Source organism: Bacillus sp. F2HM, assembly GCF_019266135.1.
Taxonomy (GTDB): domain Bacteria; phylum Bacillota; class Bacilli; order Bacillales; family Bacillaceae; genus Bacillus; species Bacillus safensis.
Genome location: NZ_LRMO01000017.1, coordinates 16,748 through 39,188 on the forward strand (window position 1 = coordinate 16,748; position 22,441 = coordinate 39,188).

General features: G+C 43.7%; 19 protein-coding genes. 7 read left to right on the plus strand and 12 right to left on the minus strand.

Annotated features, from left to right (window positions below):
* Position 1 precedes the first annotated feature (1 nt).
* The 10 genes from AWT60_RS11025 to AWT60_RS11070 all read right to left on the minus strand — a co-directional run bounded on the left by AWT60_RS11025 (position 2) and on the right by AWT60_RS11070 (position 12,114).
* Positions 2-1,936 (minus strand): AMP-binding protein, encoded by a 1,935-nt coding sequence (locus tag AWT60_RS11025; protein WP_218677257.1) that lies wholly within the window; start codon positions 1,934-1,936, stop codon positions 2-4.
* Positions 1,937-1,949: 13 nt separating this feature from the next.
* Positions 1,950-3,473 carry an acyl-CoA carboxylase subunit beta gene (locus AWT60_RS11030; RefSeq protein WP_218677258.1) on the minus strand — a complete coding sequence of 508 codons (1,524 nt, stop codon included), beginning with the start codon at positions 3,471-3,473 and terminating at the stop codon, positions 1,950-1,952.
* 18 nt (positions 3,474-3,491) lie between these two features.
* Entirely contained in the window at positions 3,492-4,274 is a 783-nt protein-coding gene (locus AWT60_RS11035) for an enoyl-CoA hydratase-related protein (RefSeq protein WP_218677259.1), read from the minus strand.
* Between the two features lie 12 nt (positions 4,275-4,286).
* Positions 4,287-5,195: a hydroxymethylglutaryl-CoA lyase gene (locus AWT60_RS11040; protein WP_218677260.1), complete on the minus strand. Its 909-nt coding sequence runs from the start codon at positions 5,193-5,195 to the stop codon at positions 4,287-4,289.
* Between the two features lie 11 nt (positions 5,196-5,206).
* Positions 5,207-5,422 (minus strand): acetyl-CoA carboxylase biotin carboxyl carrier protein subunit, encoded by a 216-nt coding sequence (locus AWT60_RS11045; protein ID WP_041109356.1) that lies wholly within the window; start codon positions 5,420-5,422, stop codon positions 5,207-5,209.
* The gene (locus AWT60_RS11050; protein WP_218677261.1) at positions 5,419-6,768 is read right to left on the minus strand and encodes an acetyl-CoA carboxylase biotin carboxylase subunit; all 1,350 of its coding nucleotides are present in this window, start codon (positions 6,766-6,768) and stop codon (positions 5,419-5,421) included. The genes AWT60_RS11045 and AWT60_RS11050 overlap by 4 nt, the downstream gene beginning before the upstream one ends.
* Before the next feature lie 8 nt (positions 6,769-6,776).
* Positions 6,777-8,414, minus strand: a complete 1,638-nt coding sequence (locus tag AWT60_RS11055; RefSeq protein WP_218677262.1) for an AMP-binding protein — start codon at positions 8,412-8,414, stop codon at positions 6,777-6,779.
* A gap of 42 nt (positions 8,415-8,456) precedes the next feature.
* Positions 8,457-9,599 (minus strand): acyl-CoA dehydrogenase family protein, encoded by a 1,143-nt coding sequence (locus tag AWT60_RS11060; RefSeq protein ID WP_075623280.1) that lies wholly within the window; start codon positions 9,597-9,599, stop codon positions 8,457-8,459.
* A 142-nt stretch (positions 9,600-9,741) separates the two neighbouring features.
* A complete protein-coding gene (locus AWT60_RS11065; protein ID WP_218677263.1) occupies positions 9,742-11,283 on the minus strand; it encodes a glycoside hydrolase family 10-like protein in 1,542 nt (513 codons plus the stop codon).
* Positions 11,284-11,307: 24 nt separating this feature from the next.
* A complete protein-coding gene (locus tag AWT60_RS11070; protein WP_163115590.1) occupies positions 11,308-12,114 on the minus strand; it encodes a tyrosine-protein phosphatase in 807 nt (268 codons plus the stop codon).
* 149 nt (positions 12,115-12,263) lie between these two features.
* Here AWT60_RS11070 and AWT60_RS11075 point away from each other — a divergent pair, with 149 nt between their 5' ends.
* The gene (locus AWT60_RS11075) at positions 12,264-13,028 is read left to right on the plus strand and encodes a DeoR/GlpR family DNA-binding transcription regulator (RefSeq protein ID WP_070325915.1); all 765 of its coding nucleotides are present in this window, start codon (positions 12,264-12,266) and stop codon (positions 13,026-13,028) included.
* Between the two features lie 17 nt (positions 13,029-13,045).
* Here AWT60_RS11075 and AWT60_RS11080 read toward each other — a convergent pair whose 3' ends face one another.
* Positions 13,046-13,624 carry a branched-chain amino acid aminotransferase gene (locus AWT60_RS11080; protein ID WP_218677264.1) on the minus strand — a complete coding sequence of 193 codons (579 nt, stop codon included), beginning with the start codon at positions 13,622-13,624 and terminating at the stop codon, positions 13,046-13,048.
* A gap of 122 nt (positions 13,625-13,746) precedes the next feature.
* On the opposite strand from AWT60_RS11080, the gene AWT60_RS11085 reads away from it, so the two are divergent.
* The 6 genes from AWT60_RS11085 to AWT60_RS11110 all read left to right on the plus strand — a co-directional run bounded on the left by AWT60_RS11085 (position 13,747) and on the right by AWT60_RS11110 (position 21,473).
* Entirely contained in the window at positions 13,747-14,880 is a 1,134-nt protein-coding gene (locus tag AWT60_RS11085; protein WP_087975309.1) for a CdaR family transcriptional regulator, read from the plus strand.
* Between the two features lie 78 nt (positions 14,881-14,958).
* Complete coding sequence (gene glcD / locus AWT60_RS11090) at positions 14,959-16,368, plus strand: glycolate oxidase subunit GlcD (RefSeq protein WP_218677265.1); 1,410 nt, start codon at positions 14,959-14,961, stop codon at positions 16,366-16,368.
* On the plus strand, positions 16,365-17,705 hold the full coding sequence (locus AWT60_RS11095) for a (Fe-S)-binding protein (RefSeq protein WP_087975307.1): 1,341 nt from the start codon (positions 16,365-16,367) through the stop codon (positions 17,703-17,705). Before glcD ends, AWT60_RS11095 begins: the two co-directional genes overlap by 4 nt.
* 73 nt (positions 17,706-17,778) lie before the next feature.
* Positions 17,779-19,263 carry a spore germination protein gene (locus tag AWT60_RS11100; protein ID WP_218677266.1) on the plus strand — a complete coding sequence of 495 codons (1,485 nt, stop codon included), beginning with the start codon at positions 17,779-17,781 and terminating at the stop codon, positions 19,261-19,263.
* Positions 19,264-19,275: 12 nt separating this feature from the next.
* A complete protein-coding gene (locus AWT60_RS11105) occupies positions 19,276-20,376 on the plus strand; it encodes a GerAB/ArcD/ProY family transporter (protein ID WP_087975306.1) in 1,101 nt (366 codons plus the stop codon).
* On the plus strand, positions 20,373-21,473 hold the full coding sequence (locus AWT60_RS11110; protein WP_218677267.1) for a Ger(x)C family spore germination protein: 1,101 nt from the start codon (positions 20,373-20,375) through the stop codon (positions 21,471-21,473). The genes AWT60_RS11105 and AWT60_RS11110 overlap by 4 nt, the downstream gene beginning before the upstream one ends.
* A 6-nt stretch (positions 21,474-21,479) precedes the next feature.
* On the opposite strand, the gene AWT60_RS11115 is transcribed toward AWT60_RS11110, so the two are convergent.
* Positions 21,480-22,172, minus strand: coding sequence for a hypothetical protein (locus AWT60_RS11115; RefSeq protein ID WP_256928476.1), 693 nt, complete (start codon positions 22,170-22,172; stop codon positions 21,480-21,482).
* Positions 22,173-22,441 lie beyond the last annotated feature (269 nt).

Consider the following 22,441-nt stretch of genomic DNA (forward strand, 5'->3'; position numbering starts at 1 on the left):
TTTATGGACTTTGTTTCCTTTTCAAGTATTCGCAAATGCTGTTATACACATCAGGGTTATCTAGAGACGAAAGATCTGGTGAAGGCTGCTGTTCATAAGCTCCTTTTAATAAACGACGGACGATTTTTCCGTTTCTTGTTTTCGGTAAAGCTGAAATGAGATGAATTTCCTTTGGTGTGAGCGCTTTTCCCGCATATGAACCAACATGTATTTTGAGCTCTTGAATGAGTGCTGCTTCTTCGAAAGACTGTGAACTGGCCACGATGAAACAAACTAGTGCTTCTCCCTTCACCTCATCCTTTACTCCAATCACAGCAGCCTCATGTACGGCTGGATGCCAGGTAAGAATGGATTCAATTTCAGCTGGACCAATGCGTTTACCTGCTGTATTAATGACATCATCCGATCTGCCCGTGATATGGAATGCGCCATCCTCTGATTGCATCACCCAATCACCGTGCGTCCACACCCCATCAAATCGTTTAAAATAGGTGTCTTCATATCGCTCCGGATCTTTCCAAAACCCACATGTCATGCCAACCCACGGCTTTTTCACAACAAGTTCTCCTACCTCATTCAGCACGCTCTCTCCTGCCTCATTATACACATCTGCCGCCATTCCTAAGATTGCCGCATTAAAAAGGATCGGTTTGATTGGACGAAGCAGCGTACTTCCTACAATACCGCCAGAAACCTCTGTTCCCCCTGAGTAATTTAAGATTGGAATGTGCTTTTGACCAATGGTGTCAAAAAGCCATTGCCATGGTGCTTCATTCCACGGTTCACCTGTAGATATGATGGCTTTCACATGCGGCAGCTCAATGTCTGAAAGGTTTTGCCGCATCGCAGATCGAACAAAAGTAGGTGAAAGTCCAAAATGGGTGACTTTTTGCTCGTGGATGAATGACCAAAGGTGCTGTTCATCTGGATAATCGGGGGCGCCGTCATATAAAACAATTGCAGCTCCATTGATCAAGCCGCCAAAGACGAGAAATGGCCCCATCATCCATCCCATGTCTGTGAGCCAAAACAAACGGTCTCCTTTTGCAACGTCCATACAAAGACCGGCATCAAAAGCCGCTTTTACAGGAAAGCCTGCGTGTGTATGAACAGCCCCTTTTGGTGTACCGGTTGTTCCAGACGTGTATAAGATCATAAGGGGATCTTCATTTGAAAGATAAGTCGTTTTACTCAGTGGTTCTTCTTTTAACAAATCGTTTAACTGAATATCCTCTTTATATCCAGTATGAGAGGAAGCGTGTACAATGACTGTTTTGACAGTCTTGGTTTTGTCGATTGCTTCTGCCGCACATTCACGCATGTTGATCGTCTTTCCTCTGCGCGTCACGCTAGAGCCTGTGACGACAATGGTTGCACCTGATGCACGAATACGTACGGCAAGAGGCTCGCTTCCATAGCCAGAAAAAACCGGGCTAAAGATGACACCAATCTTTGCAAAGGCAAGCATGACGGCAGCTGTTTCCGGAAGCATCGGCATATAAATGACCGCCACATCCCCTTTTTGTATTCCCTTCTTCAAAAAACCAGCAGCGAGACGATTGACCTTTTCTTGAAGTTCGAGGAACGTCCATCTTCTCTCTTCTCCCGCTTCATTTCTCCACATCACAGCTGGTTGATGCTGGGTTTCTTCATTCTCTGCCCACTTGTCAACAGCCGTTTCGACCACGTTGAGCCGGCCGCCTTTATACCAATTGGGCCACATGAATGAATCTTGGCCTAATGCGGCTTCATACGGCTCCTTCCACACGATGCCGACCGCCTTCTCGGCTTCTCTCCAAAACCAATCGGTCCGCTCGATACTAGCTTGATAGAACGCATCATAAGTAGAAAAACCAAGTGAATGCATCCATTTGTAAAGGCGTGTTTGTTTCATCATCTGCTCTTCGGGTATCCACGCTGGTTTTTGATTCATCATGAGGCCGCCCCCTTTAGACCGGATAAACCGGGTGTTTTCGTCTTGTAAATGTCATCTCTTTAGAGGTATAGGCTTGTAATCTATGACAAAGCTCATCTCGCAAATGGTCAAATGGGATGACACCATCGACTATCATTTCAGAGGCAAGCTCATATATATTCATATCTTCCTGGTATTCCTTGCGTTTCTCTTGAATAAATGCCGTTCTTTCCTCAGCAGGCAGTTCGGCAATTTTATTCGCATAGACCGCATTTACAGCGGCTTCTGGTCCCATGACAGCAATTTGTGCTGATGGAAGTGCGAGACAGCAGTCTGGTTCAAAGGCTGGACCTGCCATTGCATATAAACCTGCACCGTATGCTTTACGAACAATGACGGATATTTTCGGAACGGTTGCCTCCGACATGGCGGAAATCATTTTCGCCCCGTGTCTGATAATGCCTGCTTGTTCCACTTTTGTTCCGATCATAAACCCCGGTATATCGGCAAGGAAAAGGAGTGGAATATGAAAGGCGTCACATAGCTGAATAAACTTGGCGGCTTTGTCGGCTGAATCATGGAATAAAACGCCGCCTTTTACCCTCGGCTGGTTGGCGATAAGACCGACAGGCTGACCATTCATGCGGCCAAAGCCTGTGATCAATTCTGCGGCAAACAGTTTTTTGATTTCAAAAAATGATCCTTCATCAATGAGTAAATCAATGAGCTGATACATATCAAAAGGGGTATTCTGCCCTTTAGGGATGAGGTCTTGGATGGTGATTTCTGATGGTTTAGGTGCGATTGCGGCTGCCCGTTTTGGTTTTTCTGTATAGTTGGCAGGCATGTAAGTTAAATAAGTGCGAGCAATTTGAATGGCTTCTTCCTCTGTTTTTGCTAAAATATCGCCGCATCCAGAAATACTGCAATGCATTTTTGCTCCGCCCATTTCTTCAAGTGATACTTTTTCTCCAATCACCATTTCGGCCATTCGCGGTGAGCCTAAGTACATTGAGGCATTCCCTTCGACCATGACGACGATGTCACAAAAAGCAGGAATGTAGGCACCTCCGGCTGCAGAAGGACCAAATAGTAAACAAATTTGCGGAATACGTCCAGACAGCTTCACCTGGTTATAAAAAATGCGGCCTGCGCCCCTTCTGCCTGGAAACATGGCGATTTGATCGGTGATTCTAGCACCCGCAGAGTCGACTAAATACAGCATTGGGCAGTTGAGCTTTTCGGCTGTTTCCTGGATTCTAATGATTTTTTCTACCGTTTTGACGCCCCATGATCCTGCCTTGACGGTAGAATCATTTGCCATGACGCAAACAGTCTGCCCATTCATCCGCCCCGTCCCTGTGATAACACCATCTGCTGGTAAATGTTCATTGTGACACTCGGCAAACATGGCATCCTCAATGAAAGAATCCTCATCTAATAACAACTGGAGGCGGTCACGGACGAACAATTTTCCTTTTTCTTTGTTTTTTTGATGGTATCGCTCGGCTCCGCCTTTCAGAATCTGATGTTTTTTCAGTTCATATTCTTCAATCATACCCATTCCCCTTTCTTGCTACCTGCCTCTGTATCGAGGTGTTCGTTTTTCTTGGAAGGCTCGAAGACCTTCCGTTCGATCTTCTGTCTCAATGAGCCGTAGATAGGCTTCGTATTCCTTTGTCAAACCTGTATGCAAAGCGTGATCAAGGCTTGATTGAATCGCTTGTTTCGCTTCTTTTAAGGCAAGCGGGCCATTTTTGATGATTTGTTTTGCAAGAGAGATGGCATCGTTCATGAGGGAATCTGCTAAAGAGATATGCTCAATGAGCCCGATTTGAATGGCTTCTTCTGCTTGTAATGATGCGCCTGTGAAAATAAGTTCTTTTGCTTTACCGAGTCCAATGAGGCGCGGAAGCCGCTGCGTCCCTCCGGCTCCTGGTATGATAGCCAGTCCTGTTTCTGGCAGGCCGAGTCTTGCTCCGGCTCGTGCAATGCGGAGATCACAAGCGAGCGCGAGCTCAAGTCCTCCGCCTAGTGCGTGTCCGTTCATCACTGCAATGACAGGTACAGAAATAGATTCAATCTCGATAAAGGTTTGCTGAATCGAAAGAACAGCGCCTTTCGCTTCTGCTTCTGTCATCAATCGTCGTTCTTTTAAATCTGCTCCAGCACAAAAGACTTTAGAACCAGCTCCTGTAATGAGCAGACAGCGGATGCTTTCATCGTGTTTGATTTCTTGAATGAGTTGATTGATCTCCTCCAGCATTGGAGCGGATAGGGAATTCGCTTGTTCTGGCCTGTTTAAGGTCATGATGCCGATCTGTTCATCTTGTATCGAAAAATGGACCAATGATGTCATGTTATTCATCCTTTATGAAGTAGTCTGAGAGTGAAAAGCACGTAAACAGTGACTAGGCAGGGTTCGATCTACTTTTGCTTCAATCCATTCCGCCGCTTGAATTAATGCAGGAAGGTGAATATTTGTCTCAATTCCTAGTTTTTGAAGCATATGCACCACATCTTCTGTCGCCACATTTCCACTGGAACCAGGTGCATAGGGACATCCGCCAAGCCCCCCGCTGGAGGAGTCAAATATGGTGATCCCTGCTTTTAATGCCGTATAAATATTGGCAAGAGCCATCCCCTTCGTATCATGAAAATGAAGAGCGATTTTATCAGCAGGAAAACGTTCAAGTAAAATGTCTAAGCGCCTTTCTACTTGTAGCGGATGGGCTTCACCGATGGTGTCACCAAGAGATATTTCATCAATGCCATAAGATAGCAAAATATCCGTTAACCGCAGGACTTGATCCATTGGCACTTGTTTTTCATACGGGCAGCCAAACACGGTGGAAATATACGCGCGCGTGTTTTTTCCTGCTGCTTTTAAATCAGCTGTCATTTGTTTGATAACAGGAAGTGTTTCATGGATGGATTGATTCATATTTTTCTTGTTATGTGTTTCACTCGAAGAGATAAACATAGCCCCTGTGTCAAGATTCGCTTCAAAAAAATGAGCTAAGCCTTTTTCATTGGGAATGAGTGCTGCATAGGTGATGTCGTCTTTTTTGTTTAAGGATTGGGTGAGTTCTTTAGCATCTTTTAAGGCTGGAACCCATTTAGGATGAACAAATGATGTGACTTCAATATAAGGGAGCTGGGCTGCTGCGAGCAGATCTATCCACGTTCGCTTCTCGCTTGTGTCCAGCCAGACTGATTCATTTTGCAGTCCGTCCCGCGGGCCGACCTCCCTGATAAGCACACTCTTTGGTAATGCCATCTGGCTCCCTCCTATTCTGTTAGTTCTAAAAGAACCTCTCCTTCATCGACAAACTCCCCCTCTGCCTTATGCACTTTGCTGATGATCCCGGCCTCTTCAGCAACGATCGGAATTTCCATTTTCATTGATTCTAAGATGGCAACCTCCTGTCCTTTTTGCACTTCATCGCCTTGTTTCACAAGAAGCTTCCACAAGTTTCCGGCCATTTGAATTGTGACAGTTTTCATGAACGGTTTTCCTCCCTTTTTTTCATGAGAAAATCGGTTGTGATGCTGCCTTGTAAGAAAGCAGAAGATCCGGCCATTTCCCTTAAAAGCGGTAAGTTGGTTTTGATCCCTTCTATTTCATATGCTTGTAATGCCTCTTTTAATCGTTCTATTGCAATTTTTCGCGTATCACCGTAAACGATCATTTTCGCAATCATTGGATCGTAAAAAGGGGTAATGATGCTTCCATTTGTCACACTTGACTCATGACGGATATACGGAGCTTCAGGTGTGGAGAGCCGAGTGATCGTTCCTGGTGATGGATAAAAGGTGACGGGATCTTCCGCATAAATTCTAACCTCGATGGCATGACCGATTTGATGAATATCCTCCTGATTAAAGGAAAGCGGCTCACATGCAGCGATTTTCAGCTGCTCCTCGACAAGGTCAATGCCTGTAATTTCTTCTGTGACAGGGTGCTCTACTTGTAATCTTGTGTTCATTTCTAGGAAATAAAAGTGTTGATGCTGATCAACTAAACATTCAATCGTTCCTGCATTTTCATACCCAATCGCTTTGGCTGCTTTGACGGCCATCTCCCCCATCTGATGTCTTACTGATTCATCAAGACAGGCGGCTGGTGCTTCTTCAATGATTTTTTGATGTCTTCGCTGGAGTGAACAGTCGCGCTCAAATAAGTGAACCCCATGGCCGAAGGAATCAAAAAGGACCTGAATTTCAATGTGCCGAGCGTTTTCAATGACCTTTTCCATATACAGCGTCCCATCGTTGAAAAAGCTTTGCGCTCTTTTTTGATTCCCTTCAAAAGCCCTGTACAGCTCCTCGTCATTTTGCACGAGCTGCATGCCAATTCCTCCGCCCCCGCTTGATGCCTTGAGCATGATTGGATAACCGAGTGACTGCGCTTGACTGATCCCTTCTTCTGCATCATGCAGCGGAGCTGAAACGCCTGGTACAATGGGGATACCTGCTTGAGCCATCGTTCTTCTTGCTTCAATTTTATTCCCCATTCGCTGAATGACTTGTGCGGATGGACCAATAAAGGCGATTCCTTCGCTGCGGCAGCGTTCTGCAAAGGCTGCATTTTCTGATAAGAGGCCATATCCTGGGTGGATGGCATCTGTATTTGTCTGATTGGCTACACGAATGATGGCTTCCATATTTAAATAGCTTTCAGATACTTTCGCGCCTCCAATCGGATAGGCGCTGTCTGCTTCTTGCACATGAAGTGCATGCTGATCTGCTTCTGAATAAACGGCGACGGTGTGGATCCCGAGCCTTTTACACGTTCGAATAATGCGCCTGGCAATTTCGCCTCGATTTGCAATCAGTACTTTTTGAAACATCGCTGCCTTCACTCCTTTATTAGATCAAGCGCCTGCTTTTTCAGACGAAATTTTTGAATCTTCCCTGATGCGGTCATTGGATACTCGTCAGTGATGAAAAAATATTTAGGAATTTTGTAGCGTGCCATTTGCGACTGACAATAGCTGGTGAGTGTCTCAATTGTCACTGCCCTGCCTTGCTTGAGCCGAATGAATGCGGCGGCTTCTTCTCCATACGTCTCGTCAGGTATACCAACGACCTGTGCATCAAGAATGTCCGGATGAGTATAAAGAACGTCCTCAATCTCTTTTGGGTAAACATTCTCCCCGCCTCTAATGATCATATCTTTCAGCCGTCCTGTGATTTTCACATAGCCGTCCTCATCCATCTCTGCTAAATCACCCGTATGAAGCCAGCCGTCCTGATCAATCACTTCATTTGTGGCTTCTTCATTTTTATAGTAGCCTTTCATCACATGATAGCCTCTTGTACACAGCTCGCCTTGTTCTCCTCTTGGTACTTCCTCCGGTGTGCCTGGAACGGTGATTTTCACTTCGATGTGAGGAAGCGCCCGGCCGACCGTTTGAACCCGTCTTTCAAATGAATCATCCGTTCTTGTTTGGGTAATGACAGGAGAGCTTTCAGTCTGTCCGTACGCAATCGTGAGCTCCTTCAGTCCCATTTGTTCAATGACGGCCTTCATCACATGAGATGGGCAAAGAGATCCTGCCATAATGCCCGTTCGTAATGTGGACAGATCGTATTGGTGAAAATTCGGATGGTCGAGCTCTGCAATGAACATTGTCGGGACGCCGTGAAGGACGGTGCACTTCTCTTTTTCCACGGTTTGAAGAACTCTCTCTGGATGGAAGGATTCAACTGGAATGATCGTTCCTCCTTTTGTGAGACAAGCAAGCACGCCAAGAACGGATCCAAAGCAATGAAAGAAAGGAACAGGGATACACATTCGATCCTTTTGGGTAAGCTTCATACAATCTGCGATTTGGCTGGCATTGCAGACAATGTTTGTATGGCTGAGCATGACTCCTTTTGGGTAGCCGGTTGTGCCTGAAGTATATTGCATATTAATGACATCATCAGGTGCAAGCTCATCCATTCGCTTCTCCCACTCATGATCCTCTGTTCTTTTGGCAGCTGCTTGAATACTGTTCCAGCTGCGCATGCCCTTTGGCGTGTGCTCACCTATATAGACGACACTTTTTAAATAAGGAAAAGATGAGGATGTGATCTCTCCTTGATGAGCGTTTTGAAGCTCCGGTATGAGTTCTTCAAGCATTTTGACATAGGATGTCTCTTTAAACCCGTCTACGATAAACAGCATGCTGCTATCAGAATGCTTGAGTAAATAGGCGAGTTCTTGTGCTTGAAAATTCGTATTTACGGTGACAAGAACGGCTCCAATTGACGCGCAGGCGAATTGCAACATGAGCCATTCAGGTACATTGGGCGCCATGATGGCGATATGATCCCCTTTTTGAACACCTAATGCCATAAGACCTTTCCCGGTTTCCTTGACTTCTCGATAAAACGCTTCATATGAATAACGTAAAGAATGTTCTGGATACACAATGGCTTCATGTGCTGGATGCTGCTCCATTTTCTCTTTTAATAGAGAGCCGATCGTTTGTGGATGAATCGACATCATGGCTTTCCTCCTCTATTGATGGTAAGCGTTTTCATTATCGGATTACGCTAACAGTTGTCTTGCGATGACTAGACGCTGAATTTCAGAGGTCCCTTCTCCAATTTCCATTAGCTTCGCATCTCTCACAAGCCGTTCTACACCACATTCTTTCATGTAGCCTGTTCCCCCGTGAATTTGAACAGCATCAAGACTTGCTTTTGTCGCCATTTCAGAAGCGAAAAGTTTGGCATAGGCAGCTTCTTTTGTAAACGGCTTGCCGTGATCTTTCAGCCAAGCGGCTTTCCAAACCATTTGTCTGGCGAGCTCTATTTGCATCGCCATATCTGCCAGCTTAAACTGAATCGCTTGGAAGGAAGAAAGGGTCTGCCCAAATTGCTTTCTTTCTTTTGCATGCGAGAGCGAAGCATCTAGTGCAGCTTGTGCGATACCAACTGATAACGCTGCAATTGAAATGCGTCCCCCGTCTAATGTATATAAAAATTGTTTAAAGCCTTTCGCTGGGTCTCCTAAAATATTCTGGGCGGGTACACGTACACCGTCTAAAATGATTTCTGCTGTATCTGAACCGCGCACGCCCATTTTGTCATATGGATTTGTAATGGTCAGCCCTTTTTGCCCTTTCTCCACAATGAAGGCGGAGATGATTGGGCGGCCGTTTTCATCATGATCCGAGACAGCAGTGACGATAATGGTTCTGGCAAAATTGGCGTTTGTGATCCAGCACTTCTCCCCGCTAATGACATACTCTTGTCCGTCTTTGACTGCTTTTGTTTTCGTCCCTTTTGCATCTGACCCTGCATTTGGTTCTGTTAATCCGAAGGAACCAAGTGCTGTTCCAGAAGCCAGCGGGACAAGGTGGTCCATCTTTTGTTCCTCTGTACCGAAGTAATAAAGCGGGCTTGCGCCTAAGGAGACGGCTGCGGCATAACTAAGACCTGTACTACCGCACTGTTTTCCGATTTCTTCTACAGCGAGTGCATATGATATCGTATCTCCTCCTGAGCCGCCGTATTTCTCTGGAAAGGGGATGCCCATAAAGCCGAGTTCCCCCATTTTTTGAAACGTTTTGGCTGGGAATACGGCCTGTTTATCAATCGTTTGAGCGAGTGGTGCAATTTCTGCTTTGGCGAAATCTTTGACCATCTGGCGGATCATTTGTTGTTCTTTCGTTAATTCAAAATCCATCTTGCTTCCCCCTTTAGCTCTTTTCTATCATATTTATTAATCAAGCAGCTGCTTCATGCCAAGCTTGATTGAATTCAGAAAATTAAAACAAGAATAATAGAAAAAAAGCATGAACGAAGAAAATCTCATTCATGCTTTTTCGTTATTTCACTATTCTTGTAGAAGGCTTGCTTTCGTGATGAAGACGATTAAGAGCCGTAATCTTGTAAGTATCCATTTTCTTTTGATTGACTGGGAGGTCTTTAATCGTTGTTATGGCGTCTTTTTCTTTTCTAACCGTTTGCAGCAATTCATATGTTCCTTTATTTGTTAATTGATAGACCGCATAATAGGATACGGTAGAATGCGGATCATTTTTGATTTGTAAAGCCGCACCATCCGATGTCTTTTTCACAGATTGAATGATTGGTTTTTTAGGGGCTTTCTGATGAAGCCAAGGCATTTCTGGAATGAGAGCTGGTTTGCGGTATGACTCTTCTATCAATCGATCCTTTACATTCAAAGGGTTGCGATTGATATCCTTCAGGCTGAAATGCATGCTTCCCTGCACGAGCTGTGACTGCCTGTTCAGCTCAATCTGCCTGAAATATTCTTCCGGGTCAGACCAAGCAGGATCACTGTTTTGATTAATTTTATATGCCGCCTGACCAATGTACAGGTGAACCGGCTCCCCTTTCACCTCATTTGACCACCATTTCGTCAGCACATTATAATCGGCAGCTTGAAAGCCGATGCTCCAGTAAATTTGCGGAGTAACATAATCAATATCGTGCTGCTGAATCCACTCTCTTGTATCAGCATACAAATCATCGTAGTTGGTCATACCTGCTGTGGTGTTTGAACCAGTCGGGTCATCTTTTATGTTGCGCCATACACCGAATGGACTAATACCAAATTTCACATACGGTTTTTCTTTCTTAATGGTGTCATTGATTTGCTTCACGAGTTGGTTCACATTATCTCTTCGCCAATCTTCTATATGAGTAAATGCTTTTTTTCCATATGTTTCATACGTTTCTTGATCTGGAAACGAGACACCGGCTATTTTATATGGATAAAAATAATCATCCATATGCACCGCATCAATATCGTAGTTTTTCACAACTTCTTCTATGCCGCCTACAATGAAGTCCTGAGTTTCAGGAATACCAGGATTGTAATAAAGCTGATTACCATAGGCAATTGTCCAATCAGGATGCTCTCTTGCAGGATGATCGGCAGACAAACGGCTGAGATCAGTATGATTCATTGTGATTCGATAAGGGTTAAACCAAGCGTGAAATTCGAGGCCGCGTTTATGAGCTTCTTCTATCATAAATTCAAGCGGATCATACCCCGGATCTTTCCCTTGTGTTCCAGTCAAATATTCTGACCACGGCCCGTATGCTGAAGGATAAAAGGCATCTGCTGTTGGTTTAATTTGCATAATGACGGCATTCATATTCATCGCTTTGATTTCGTCTAACAAACGAATGAACTCTTGTTTCTGCTCTGCTGCAGGCAGCCCCTTCTTTGAGGGCCAATCTAAGTTATAAACCGATGCAATCCATACCGCGCGCATCTCTCTTGTGCTCTCAAGCTTCCCTTTTGGCACTGCACGAGCTGCTAGACTGCTAGAAGGAATCAATAAAAATACAAACATCAACATCAGTGTTAAAACTGTCATACTGATCTTTTTCAGCATGTTTTGCATCACCTCATCTTAAGTTTATTCCGCTTTTTGTGATGGAATGCCAGCAGATGGTGTAAGCAGAATATTTTTCATTTCCTTGAGCTGGGATTCAGGGACTTTGCAGGCTTCAATTAAATACCGCTCTGCACTACCGTATGTCTCCAGCATTTCGTGCAGCACATCTTCAAGATAATCTTGCTGCACACCGACAAGCGGCTGAATTTGTTCTTTTGACACCCGGTATAAACTCATCAATCGGACAAATCGTTCCTGCCTTCTGATGAGCATTTGCACGCCTTCATTGGAACGCATGTATTCACTTAAAACGACAGCCAGCGGTACACCTGCTGTTAACTGAATCAGGGCAGATAAAAAACCTGTACGGTCCTTGCCACTCGTGCAGTGAAGCATCAGCGGGTAATGGCTTTGATCTGAAAGCAGTGTGAACAGCTGCCGAATCTCTTCTTTACGCTCTGTCAGCATGCTTTGATATAACTCTTTCATGATCGGTGTAAATGAGAGAGACTTCCCTTCTGTTACCAGCATACGAAACATGGTCCATTTACTTGGCATCTTACTGTCCGGCTGCATCGGAATATGGACGATTTTGTCGTGTTCCTTGATCTTTGGCGGATGTGATTTACGTTCTGAGGCTGTACGGAGGTCACAAACGGTTTGAATTCCGAGTGCTGAGAATATTTCGATGTCTTGTTTCGACAAACGGGATAAGTCTGCGGATCGATAAATCATTCCCTGTTTGATCACCATCCCATCTGTTGTTTGAAGTCCCCCTACTTCTCTAAAATTCGCAAGCTTTGAAAATGGGTTGTTTGATTGATTCATAGAAGTGAAAGTCCTTTCTGGTTTCGTTCTTTTTTCTATCATACGCTTTTATATCAAAGGAGAAAAGAGAAACAATTGACCTAATCCCAGTAAGAGAATTTATTGGTATAATGGAGAAAGGACATTCGGATTGATTGGAGATATGAAGTATGATAAAAACAAAACGGATTCAGCAAATCAAAGAGTATGTGTTTGACCGGGAATCTGCCTCACTTGATGAGCTTGTGGCGCATTTTGGTGTCTCAAAAAACACGATACGCCGAGATGTACAGGCATTGGTCGAGTCTGGCGTGCTCAAAAAAGTGTATGGCGGAGTGGCTGTGAACCACTCAACGTTAGTGGTGTATCAGGAGCGAAAGATCCGTCAGCTCAGTAAAAAGCAATTGATCGGTCAGACGGCTGCCGCTTTTGTGGAAAACGGGGATATGATTTTTATTGATTCTGGTACGACAACGCTTGAGATGCTCCCCTATTTGACGGAGAAGCAGGTGACCATTGTGACCAATAATGTCGATTTCATTACACAGGCGATGCCTTATGAAAATCTCACCATCTTTTCCACTGGCGGGATGCTTGAAAGAAAAACGAATTCTTTCGTTGGCTATCAAAGTGTTGAGCGCTTAAAAGCTTACAATGTCAATAAAGCCTTTATCGCGTCAACTGGTTTATCCATTGATCACGGCGTCACGAATTCGTCTCCGCTTGAAACCGATATTAAAAAGACGCTTGTTCAAAAAAGTGCCAAAACCTTTTTATTAGTGGATGATAGCAAATTCGATCATTACGCCTTGACCACGTTTTGTGATTTGCACGAGATTGATATCGTCGTGACCAATCAGGAGCCAAATGAAGATTATCTTCAATATGGAAAAGAGCATGATGTACGGTTTGTCACACCTTCATCAAATGAATAGATGGACAAAAAAACGGCTCAGGAATTTGAGCCGTTTTTTGATTCATTGATTTCAAGGTGCATGTTCATTCGGAATAAAAATCGGTACACGGCCGAGATGACGTCAATGAAAGCCGTATCTTCGTGGATGTCCTCAAGCTCAAGAAGTTGCAAATTCACATCAAATAAGCCATCTTCTCCATTAAATTGAAGCTGAGCACCATTTAATGGCGATAGCATGTCCTTTAGAATACCCGTGTCTTTTTTAGGACGTTTTAAACCGAATAGCACGGTATACGTTTGAAACACTTCATCCCATTCAATGGCCAAGCCATCCACTTTCACGACATCAAACCACTTTGATTCGATATAAATGAATTCTTTTTGATGTTTTTTCACATATGTAAGCGGTGTGTTTAGAAATGAGGCGTTTTCTGTTTGAATCATGTCCTCTGATTCCTTGTCTACACGTTCTATATATACATCGCCAAAGCGGGCTTCTTCTTTAATTCTCGACCCTTCTAATCTCCAATTATGGCGCGCCGCTTCATCATATTCGAAGTCTGTCAGCGCCTGTCCTTCTTTTAATAGTTCTTGTAAGCGATTTAGTAACGACATGGCTATGTCTCCTTTCTTCTTCATGTGCATTCATTATTTTAGCATAACTCATGAAAAGAAAGATATGTCCTAGCATATGATGGTATGATAGTGTCAAAAGAAACATCTCGGAGGGGTACGTTTTGCTCACAATGACACTGGCAGAAAAAATCGTAGACGAGGTTAAAAAGGTGCTGACTGAGGAAATCATCATTGCACAAACAAACGGCACCATCATTGCAGCAACTGATCCAGCGCGCGTTGGACAATTTCATGAAGGAGCGTATCTGACATCTTTTGAAGGACAGAAACGAATTCTCACAAAGGATGACCAGCAGCACATGAAGGGCGTCAAAGCTGGCATCAATCTGCCTATTTATTTTAAGCAAGAGGTCATCGGGGTCATTGGAATGACAGGAGATCCTATACATGTGTCTCCTTTTGGCGAAATATTAAGAAAAATGACAGAGCTGCTTATTCATGAACATGAATTTTTTCAAGAAACTGAAACGGATGAACGTCAGCTCGAAGCGTTTGTATTCGACTGGCTTCATCTGCCAGAGACAGCGATTGATCTCACTGAAAAAGCGTCGCGGCTTCAGCTTGATATCACCAAGGAGCGTGCGGTTGTCCTGATCGATTGTCAGGATGAATCGTTTATGAAGCAGAATCAATACAAAGAATGGAAGGAAACGCTGCATCTCACTAGTCAGGAGATCATCGTCCGCTGGGGGCATGCCCGTTTTTTGCTCATGCTGCAGACAACAGCAGATGATCGTAAAGCCTTGCAGCAGCGCCTGTTTCACATCCATGCCTCCCTTACGGCGCGGGGCACACAGGGGGTTTTGATTGGAGCGGGAAAACCAGCAGCTGCTCATTTGATGAAGCAATCCTTTCAACAAGCCTTTCGAGCATTAAAAATGGCACATGCTGATACACCGATTGTATTTGATGAAGATTTAACGCTTGAACTTTTTATGGAGGAAGTGAGTCAGGAAACAAAAGAAGTGTTTCTTGATCGAACAATCGCCCCTCTTCTCCCCTATCCTGAATTAGTGAAAACATTGCGGGTGCTTATGACATCAGATTGCTCATTGAAATATACAGCAGAAGCGATGCATATCCATATCAATACACTGCATTACAGGCTAAAACGCATCCAAGATTTAACGACACTTGATCCAAAGCGTATGCAAGATGCAATGCTCTTTTATTTAGCCTTCATGCTATTAGATCATGATCCAAAAAAACGAAGCGAACAGCCCGATATTTTGTAGAATCGTCCATAGGCATAAGGCGATTCTTTTTTTATACTGAAAGAAACGATACGTCTCATCAATAGGAGTTGAATGCGTATGTTACATTCTGAATTTTTAAATCAATTAAAAAAGATTGTCGGTGCGTCTTACATGCAGGACAGTAAAGCCGATCGGCTTGCCTACTCTTATGATGCAACACCAAATTTCCAGTATATGCCAGATGTCATCGTAAGCCCGCGCGCGGCTGAGGAAGTCCAGCAAATTGTCCGGCTCTGCTCCTCATATAACATTCCGATCGTGCCAAGAGGATCAGGAACGAACCTTTGTGCAGGCACATGTCCCACTCAAGGCGGACTTGTGATGCTGTTTACAAGAATGAACCAATTAATAGAAATAGATGAAGAAAACCTGACAGCAACGGTGCAGCCTGGTTTGATCACACAGGAACTCATTCACCAAGTAGAGGCGAAAGGCCTCTTCTATCCACCTGATCCAAGCTCTATGAAAATCTCTACATTAGGCGGAAATATTAATGAAAATTCAGGTGGTCTCCGGGGGTTAAAGTATGGAGTGACGAGAGATTATGTCCTTGGACTTGAAGTCGTTCTGCCAAACGGTGACATCATCAAAACAGGCGGCAAGCTTGCAAAGGACGTGGCCGGGTATGATATGACCCGTTTGTTCGTAGGTTCAGAAGGAACGCTCGGGATTGTCACTGAAGCCACGCTGAAGCTTTTGCCGCTTCCAGAAACAAAACAAACGATGCTTTGCTTATATGAAAGTTTAGAGGAAGCCGCCGCTTCAGTGTCGGCGATTATTGCCGAGCGTATCATCCCCGCTACATTAGAATTTATGGATCAGCCGACTCTGGAAGTCGTTGAAGACTTTGCAAAAATCGGTTTGCCGACTGACGTTCAAGCGGTGCTGTTAATCGAACAAGACGGCCATCCTGAGGCGGTTGCCCGTGATATGCAGAGCATCGCAAAAATTTGCCAGCAGTACGGTGCAAAAGAAGTGAATATCGCTCATTCTGAAGAAGAAGCAAATGCACTTTTAACAGCGAGACGATCCGCTTTATCTGCCCTCGCCCGCTTAAGCCCGACGACCATTTTAGAAGATGCCACAGTTCCCCGGTCTGAAATTGCCAGCATGGTGCGGGCGATCGAAGACATTGCGAAGGAGTACAAAGTGAAAATCTGTACATTTGGTCATGCAGGTGATGGCAATTTGCATCCTACTTGTGCAGCAGATGCAAGAAATGAAGAAGAAATGAAACGGGTGGAAGAAGCCTTTCAGGCCATTTTTGAAAAAGCAGTCTCACTTGGCGGCACCATTACGGGTGAACATGGCGTAGGTCTTATGAAAGCCCCTTACTTAGAACTAAAGGTTAAAAAAGAAGGCATTGCGGCAATGAAAGCGATCAAACAAGCGCTTGACCCGGAAAATATCATGAACCCTGATAAAGTGTTTGGAAAAGCCGCAAGAAAGCGGGTGGTGGTCTCATGAGTTCTAAACAAACAGAGATTCAGCAAACATTTCAGCAGCAGATGGACGAAAAAGAGCTACTCAATTGCATGCGCTGCGGCTTCTGCCTCCCTTCCTGCCCTACTTATATTGAATCTGGTCAGCAAGAAACACACTCTCCCCGCGGCCGAATTGCTTTAATGAAGGCGGTGAGAGACGGCGTCATTGAGCCAGATGAAGATGTCGAGCATTCACTGAATCTTTGTCTTGGCTGCCGTGCATGTGAACCGGTCTGCCCTTCCGGCGTCAAATATGGAAGGTTACTTGAGGATGCAAGAGACATCATTCAGCAGCACAAAAAACAATCCATCCCTGTCAAACTTGTAAGACGTGTCGTGTTTAAAGGTCTCTTTCCTTCACAAAGCCGAATGAGGCAAGCAGCAGGACTTCTTCGATTTTATCAAACATCTGGTCTGCAAACGGCCGCCCGTAAAACTGGCATGCTGAAGGTGCTTCCACCGCACTTACGCCTGATGGAACAGGCGCTTCCAAAGGTGCCGCGTCAACAGAAAAGCCGTTTGACGGAATACAAAGCCGCCGGGCCAGCGAGAAAACGAGTCGCCTTTTTTACTGGTTGTTTAATGGACACGGTTTTTTCCAGTACAAACGAAGCAACCATCCAGCTTTTGCAGCTGGCAGGCTGTGACGTCATCGTCCCTCCTATTCAGACGTGCTGCGGAGCGCTCCATGGCCATAGCGGTGAAAAAGAACAAGCGAAACAGTTAGCAAAGCGGAATATTGAAGCTTTTGAACAGATAGATGCGGATGCCATTGTCATGAATGCGGGCGGTTGTGGCGCTTTTTTAAGTGATTACGATCATTTGCTTTGCGATGATCCGGATTTTCAAAAGCGAAGTGAAGTCTTCTCAAAGAAAATCACAGATATATCAGACATTTTAGTGGAGCTTGAATTTCACCGCCGCATGCCGCTTGCTTTGCCAGAGCAAGTCATCACCTATCAAGATTCCTGTCATTTGCGGAACGGAATGGGTGTACTGCATGCGCCAAGGGTGCTGATGAAGGCCATTCACGGTGTATCATTTAAAGAAATGAAGGATTCGGGCCGGTGCTGCGGCTCAGCTGGCATTTACAACATGTTGCAGCCAAAGATGTCGATGCAAATTTTAGATCATAAAATGACAGAAGCCAGCCAAACAAAGGCCGCTGCCATTGTTACGTCTAATCCAGGCTGTCAGCTGCAAATGGCAGCAGGCATCAAACGCTCAGGGCACTCGCCGAGCATGCGCGCGGTCCATTTAGCTGATTTATTATTAGAAGCCGTTCTATATGGAAAAAAAGCGTCCAGCCCATCAAGCTGAACGCTTTTTTTCATGCATATCTTTAGACAATTGGTTAGATAATAGAGGCAAATCGCCGAAGGAGCTGGTTCAAATGCTGAAGAAAAACAAACAACACAAGGACCCGAATTCAGTATTTGAAGCATTGTCACGTTCTGCTGATTTTACAAATGAGCTGTCTCGAAATGGAGATTTCCTGTATAGGATTTCCTTTTTTCGTTCGTTAATTAATGGACATCTTCTACATGAACAAATTCTCCCCTCCCTCAAACAACTGCACCTGACACCAACTCTTGAAGAGCTGAAAGAACGAATTCCCATTGAGCAGGCTGTCATCACGAGCGATCTTCAAAAAGTGGAAGAAGCCCTTCACCGGGGCAGCATTGCTATTAGACTTGAGACAGACTGGGGCAAAACGCTTCTTTTGCCGATTGAAGAAAAGAAAGGCAGACAAGTAGGTCCGCCTGAGATTGAATTTGGCATTATCAGTGCTCAGGAAGCATTTGTGGAGGTTTTAGATACCAATTTAAATTTGGTCAGGCGGCGGCTGCCGACGCCTAACCTGAAAGTTGAGGAAAAGACGGTTGGTACGCTGTCTCAAACAAAAGTAGCCGTGTTATATATTGAAGAAATCGCCAACCCGGAAAACATCGAAACGGTTCTTCAGCGAATTGAGGACGTTAATTATGATCAGATTTCAGATGCGAATTACCTTGCTCAAATGCTTTATGATGTGTCCAATACGATCTTTCCGTTGTTTTTGAATACAGAAAGACCCGACCGCGTGTCTTCAGGTTTATCAGAAGGGAAAATTGCCATATTAGTGGATGGTTCGCCTCATGTCTTGCTTGCCCCGACTATTTTACTTGAGTATTTTTCCACTATGGAAGACTACAATATGTCATGGATTGCGGCTTCTTGCTTTAGGCTGTTACGCATATTTGCTGTGATATTTTCCATTTTTGCAACACCTTTATATGTTGCCGTTTTAACCTTTCATTATGAGCTGATCCCAAAGGATTTATTAGAAACCATTGTGTCCTCGCGCTATCTTGTGCCATTTCCTCCGATCATTGAGGCACTATTTTTAGAGATTTCGATTGAATTACTAAGAGAAGCAGGGTCAAGGCTCCCGGCTAAAGTCGGGCAGACACTTGGGATTGTTGGAGGGATTGTCATTGGACAGGCTGCTGTAGCAGCAGGCTTAACGAGCAATATTTTACTCATTATTGTTGCCCTTTCTGCTCTTGCCTCATTTGTCACCCCTATTTACAAAATGGGCAGTGCCATTCGGTTGCTGAGATTTCCTTTTTTACTCGCAGCACAGGTTTGGGGCGCATTAGGTATTGCAGTGATGGGATCCTTTCTGCTCACCCATTTAATGAAATTAACTTCAATTGGCCGGCCGTATTTAGAGCCTATTTTTCCAATGCGCCTTGCTGATTTAAAGGGCAGTTTGATTCGTCCTCAGCTCCGTTTTTTGAACAAAAGGCCGGAAAATTTACGTCCGCAAAATGAAACCATCCATCGCTCTAAGCCTAAGCAAGGCCGCAAGGGGAAAAATGATTTTTATGAATAAGGAAGTGAATGAATGAGCTCTTCTTCTGTCAAAGAGAAATTTCAAGTATCCCCTTATTTTGTGTTTTTTCTCATCAATGCCAATCAAGTCGGTGTCAGCATTTTAAACTTTCAAACAAACCTTGTTCGTTCTATCAATAATGATGGATGGATCGCCATTCTGATTTCTGGCATGAGCGTCAATGTCATGATCTTTCTCATGTACTTGATGTTTAAAAAGGCACCTTCGGATGAATTTGGTGAAATCACACAATATGTATTTGGCAAATGGATTGGGCAATTATTCAACATTCTTTATATCTTATATTTTGCTTCTTTGTCGCTGACCGTTCTTATCCATTACATGGATGTGATCCATGTATGGCTGTTTAAAGAAATCCCTGGTCTTTTGTTTGCATCCGTACTGCTGCTGCTTGTGTATTACATTCATACCGGCGGCTTTAGAACCATTGCTGGATGGGCATTTTTTAGCATTGTACTGACGTATTGGATGACGTTTATTTGTTTTTATGTCATGAAATATAGTCATATTCGTTTCATGTTCCCAATGTTTGATCATACATTTTCTCAGCTGCTTGTGGGAGTCAAAGATGCGTCCTTATCCATGTTTGGTTTTGGGACGCTGCTTGTCTATTATCCCTTTATTAAACAAGCTCAGACATCTCAAAAATTTGCTCACATGGGGGTATTATTTACAACATGCTTAAACTTGCTCACTTTTCTCGTCTCCATTGCATATTACTCAAGTGCTCAGCTCAAATTAACAAAATGGCCGACGCTAACGTTAACCAGCATTGTGAAGCTTCCGTTTATCCAGCGTTTTGAATTTATTGAAGTGTCTCTTTGGCTGATTTTGATCATTCCAAATATCGCGATTCCATTATGGGCTGCGAGCCGCATGGCAAAACAAGTGCTTCATACGAGCCAGCGCGTCACATTCATCGGACTCAGCATCCTCATTCTGATCATGTTTTCGTTTTTTGCCAGTGCAACTTCTTTTGAAACCTTTAATCAATGGGTGGAATTTAGCGGATTCATTCTGATCTATGGATTGATTGTCTGTATGGTCATTGGACTGATGCTGAAAAAAAGGTGGGTGAAAAAACGAACATGAAACAGTATGTACTCATAGGTCTCATGTTGTTTAGTCTTTTGTTAACTAGCTGTGCACAGCCCCGTCTATTAGATGAATTAAATATCTCCCAGGCGGCAGGATTTGATTTAATGGAAGATGGCGAAATGAAGGGCTTTTTTGTCTTTCCCGTCTTTAAAAGTGAAGAGCAAGGCAGCTATCAAATATTAAGTGCAAAGTCAAACACGATTAGTAATATCCAATTTCTCGTGTCAGAAAAATCGCCTTTTCCGGTGGTTATGGGCCAGGTGCTCGTTATTTTAGTCAGTGAAAAGTTAGCAAAAGAAGTCGGCATGATCGATTTAATGAATTACATTTATCGTGATCCTATTATTGGTTCACGCCAAGTGTTTGCGATTGTTGGCGGAGAAGTCGAAGAATTATTATACACAAAAATGAATCAAACGAACTTAAATATAGGTGTATATCTCTCTGATCTGTTAGCCCAAAATATGCGAAATGGCAATGAGCCTGTCACAAATCAGCATATTTTTATGAATCAGATGATGGCAAAAGGGGTCGATGCTTATCTCCCTTACATTAAAAGAACAAGCAATGCCATCAAGGTCTCAGGCGTTGCTCTATTTGATCAAGAAAAAATGGTGGGTCATATTCCAGGAGAAGACACGTTCACATTTAAAGCGATGATTGAAAATCATAAAAATGGCATCTATGAGTTTCAATTGCATAATCGAGCGAAGACTCATGTTGTCATTGAAAATATCAAATCACATGTGTCTTACCAGATCAAACCGACGAAAAACCTAACAAAAAAGCCTCATATCACGATTGATATCAAACTAAAAGGCGAATTAAAAGAATTCATGAAGTCCAAAAAAATTGATAAACCGAATATATTGGACCAAGTCGAAAAAGAAGTTGAAAAACGTATCACTCAGCAAGGAGAAGATCTTGTACAGTCATTTAAAAAGCAAAACATAGACCCGCTTGGACTGGGCCTTAGGTATAGATCAAAAGACAAGGCAATGACACCAGAAAAATGGCAAGACATTTATCCTGATGCAGATGTACAAGTGAAATGCCACATGAAAATTGTTCAAACGGGAGTCAGCCAATAAAAAGGCTTATGCAAATATGTCTTGTTTGTTCTCCAAGATTTTGGACACTTTCATTTTCACTCGTGGAACCGGATCTTTTTGATTAACATCATGTAAAATCTTTTCTACTTCATTTTTATCCGTTTTAAGGATTTTAGGTGAATATTGTTCCACTAGGGCCGGTCTATTCCCTGCACAGTTTGCCAATGTATCTAGTGCAATTAAGCTGAAAGGTCTTCCTTTGTTTAGCCAAGATTTCATTCTCTCCCAGGTTGGGCAGCTGACGGCTGCCAGCCTTCCCCACTGATCGTGAAAATGGGTGCAATTTGACTCCATCCAATCCAATATTTTGTGAGAACGGAAACGGTGCAGGCAAATAAAAGCCTCTAACGGCAATTCTTTTTCACTGATCGATTTCATTTTTTTCAATATATGGTGTAATCCCTCATCTTCTGGCAAACAGCTGGCTGCTGCCCACGAAAGTGGATAAAGGAATTCTTCGTCCTCGTGATCCAAAAGTTCCCTGACCCATTCAGCGGCAAATGTATCGAGAACATCAGCCGCGATTTCTAACATTCGTGATTTCACTTCGGCATGCTCCGTTTCATAAAACCTACTTTGAATAGAATCCAAGATTTTTTGCTGATCGTGCTGCTTTAGCGCATCGATGACATCATCCTCAAGAAACCATCTAGTGATTGAAAAGTCTAATAAAGACACCAAATCACGCCTAACGGCTTCTAATGTTGGTGCTTTCTCACTTTTGGTAATGACGACGTCCTCCTTTAGTTGGAAAGCCTGTCCGTCCTCTCCATAAAAATCATCGCGGGAGTAAAAATTGTTTAGGAGAATGGAGAACAGCTAGGTTATACCATTCAATAGGCCGTAATGAATAGGTGAGTAGTCTTTCGTGGCATTGATAGCATAATTGATAAGGCTGTTTCGGTTCATCAGACGATTCTACAACGTTCATTTCGTTTTTTTGACAG

What these genes read in the sequence shown, in the direction of transcription:
- AWT60_RS11025 (WP_218677257.1), bottom strand. Translation starts at nt 1,936, where the DNA reads ATGATGAATCAAAAACCAGCGTGGATACCCGAAGAGCAGATGATGAAA.
- AWT60_RS11030 (WP_218677258.1), bottom strand. Translation starts at nt 3,473, where the DNA reads ATGATTGAAGAATATGAACTGAAAAAACATCAGATTCTGAAAGGCGGA.
- AWT60_RS11035 (WP_218677259.1), bottom strand. Translation starts at nt 4,274, where the DNA reads ATGACATCATTGGTCCATTTTTCGATACAAGATGAACAGATCGGCATC.
- AWT60_RS11040 (WP_218677260.1), bottom strand. Translation starts at nt 5,195, where the DNA reads ATGGCATTACCAAAGAGTGTGCTTATCAGGGAGGTCGGCCCGCGGGAC.
- AWT60_RS11045 (WP_041109356.1), bottom strand. Translation starts at nt 5,422, where the DNA reads ATGAAAACTGTCACAATTCAAATGGCCGGAAACTTGTGGAAGCTTCTT.
- AWT60_RS11050 (WP_218677261.1), bottom strand. Translation starts at nt 6,768, where the DNA reads ATGTTTCAAAAAGTACTGATTGCAAATCGAGGCGAAATTGCCAGGCGC.
- AWT60_RS11055 (WP_218677262.1), bottom strand. Translation starts at nt 8,414, where the DNA reads ATGATGTCGATTCATCCACAAACGATCGGCTCTCTATTAAAAGAGAAA.
- AWT60_RS11060 (WP_075623280.1), bottom strand. Translation starts at nt 9,599, where the DNA reads ATGGATTTTGAATTAACGAAAGAACAACAAATGATCCGCCAGATGGTC.
- AWT60_RS11065 (WP_218677263.1), bottom strand. Translation starts at nt 11,283, where the DNA reads ATGCTGAAAAAGATCAGTATGACAGTTTTAACACTGATGTTGATGTTT.
- AWT60_RS11070 (WP_163115590.1), bottom strand. Translation starts at nt 12,114, where the DNA reads ATGAATCAATCAAACAACCCATTTTCAAAGCTTGCGAATTTTAGAGAA.
- AWT60_RS11075 (WP_070325915.1), top strand. Translation starts at nt 12,264, where the DNA reads ATGATAAAAACAAAACGGATTCAGCAAATCAAAGAGTATGTGTTTGAC.
- AWT60_RS11080 (WP_218677264.1), bottom strand. Translation starts at nt 13,624, where the DNA reads ATGTCGTTACTAAATCGCTTACAAGAACTATTAAAAGAAGGACAGGCG.
- glcD (WP_218677265.1), top strand. Translation starts at nt 14,959, where the DNA reads ATGTTACATTCTGAATTTTTAAATCAATTAAAAAAGATTGTCGGTGCG.
- AWT60_RS11095 (WP_087975307.1), top strand. Translation starts at nt 16,365, where the DNA reads ATGAGTTCTAAACAAACAGAGATTCAGCAAACATTTCAGCAGCAGATG.
- AWT60_RS11100 (WP_218677266.1), top strand. Translation starts at nt 17,779, where the DNA reads ATGCTGAAGAAAAACAAACAACACAAGGACCCGAATTCAGTATTTGAA.
- AWT60_RS11105 (WP_087975306.1), top strand. Translation starts at nt 19,276, where the DNA reads ATGAGCTCTTCTTCTGTCAAAGAGAAATTTCAAGTATCCCCTTATTTT.
- AWT60_RS11110 (WP_218677267.1), top strand. Translation starts at nt 20,373, where the DNA reads ATGAAACAGTATGTACTCATAGGTCTCATGTTGTTTAGTCTTTTGTTA.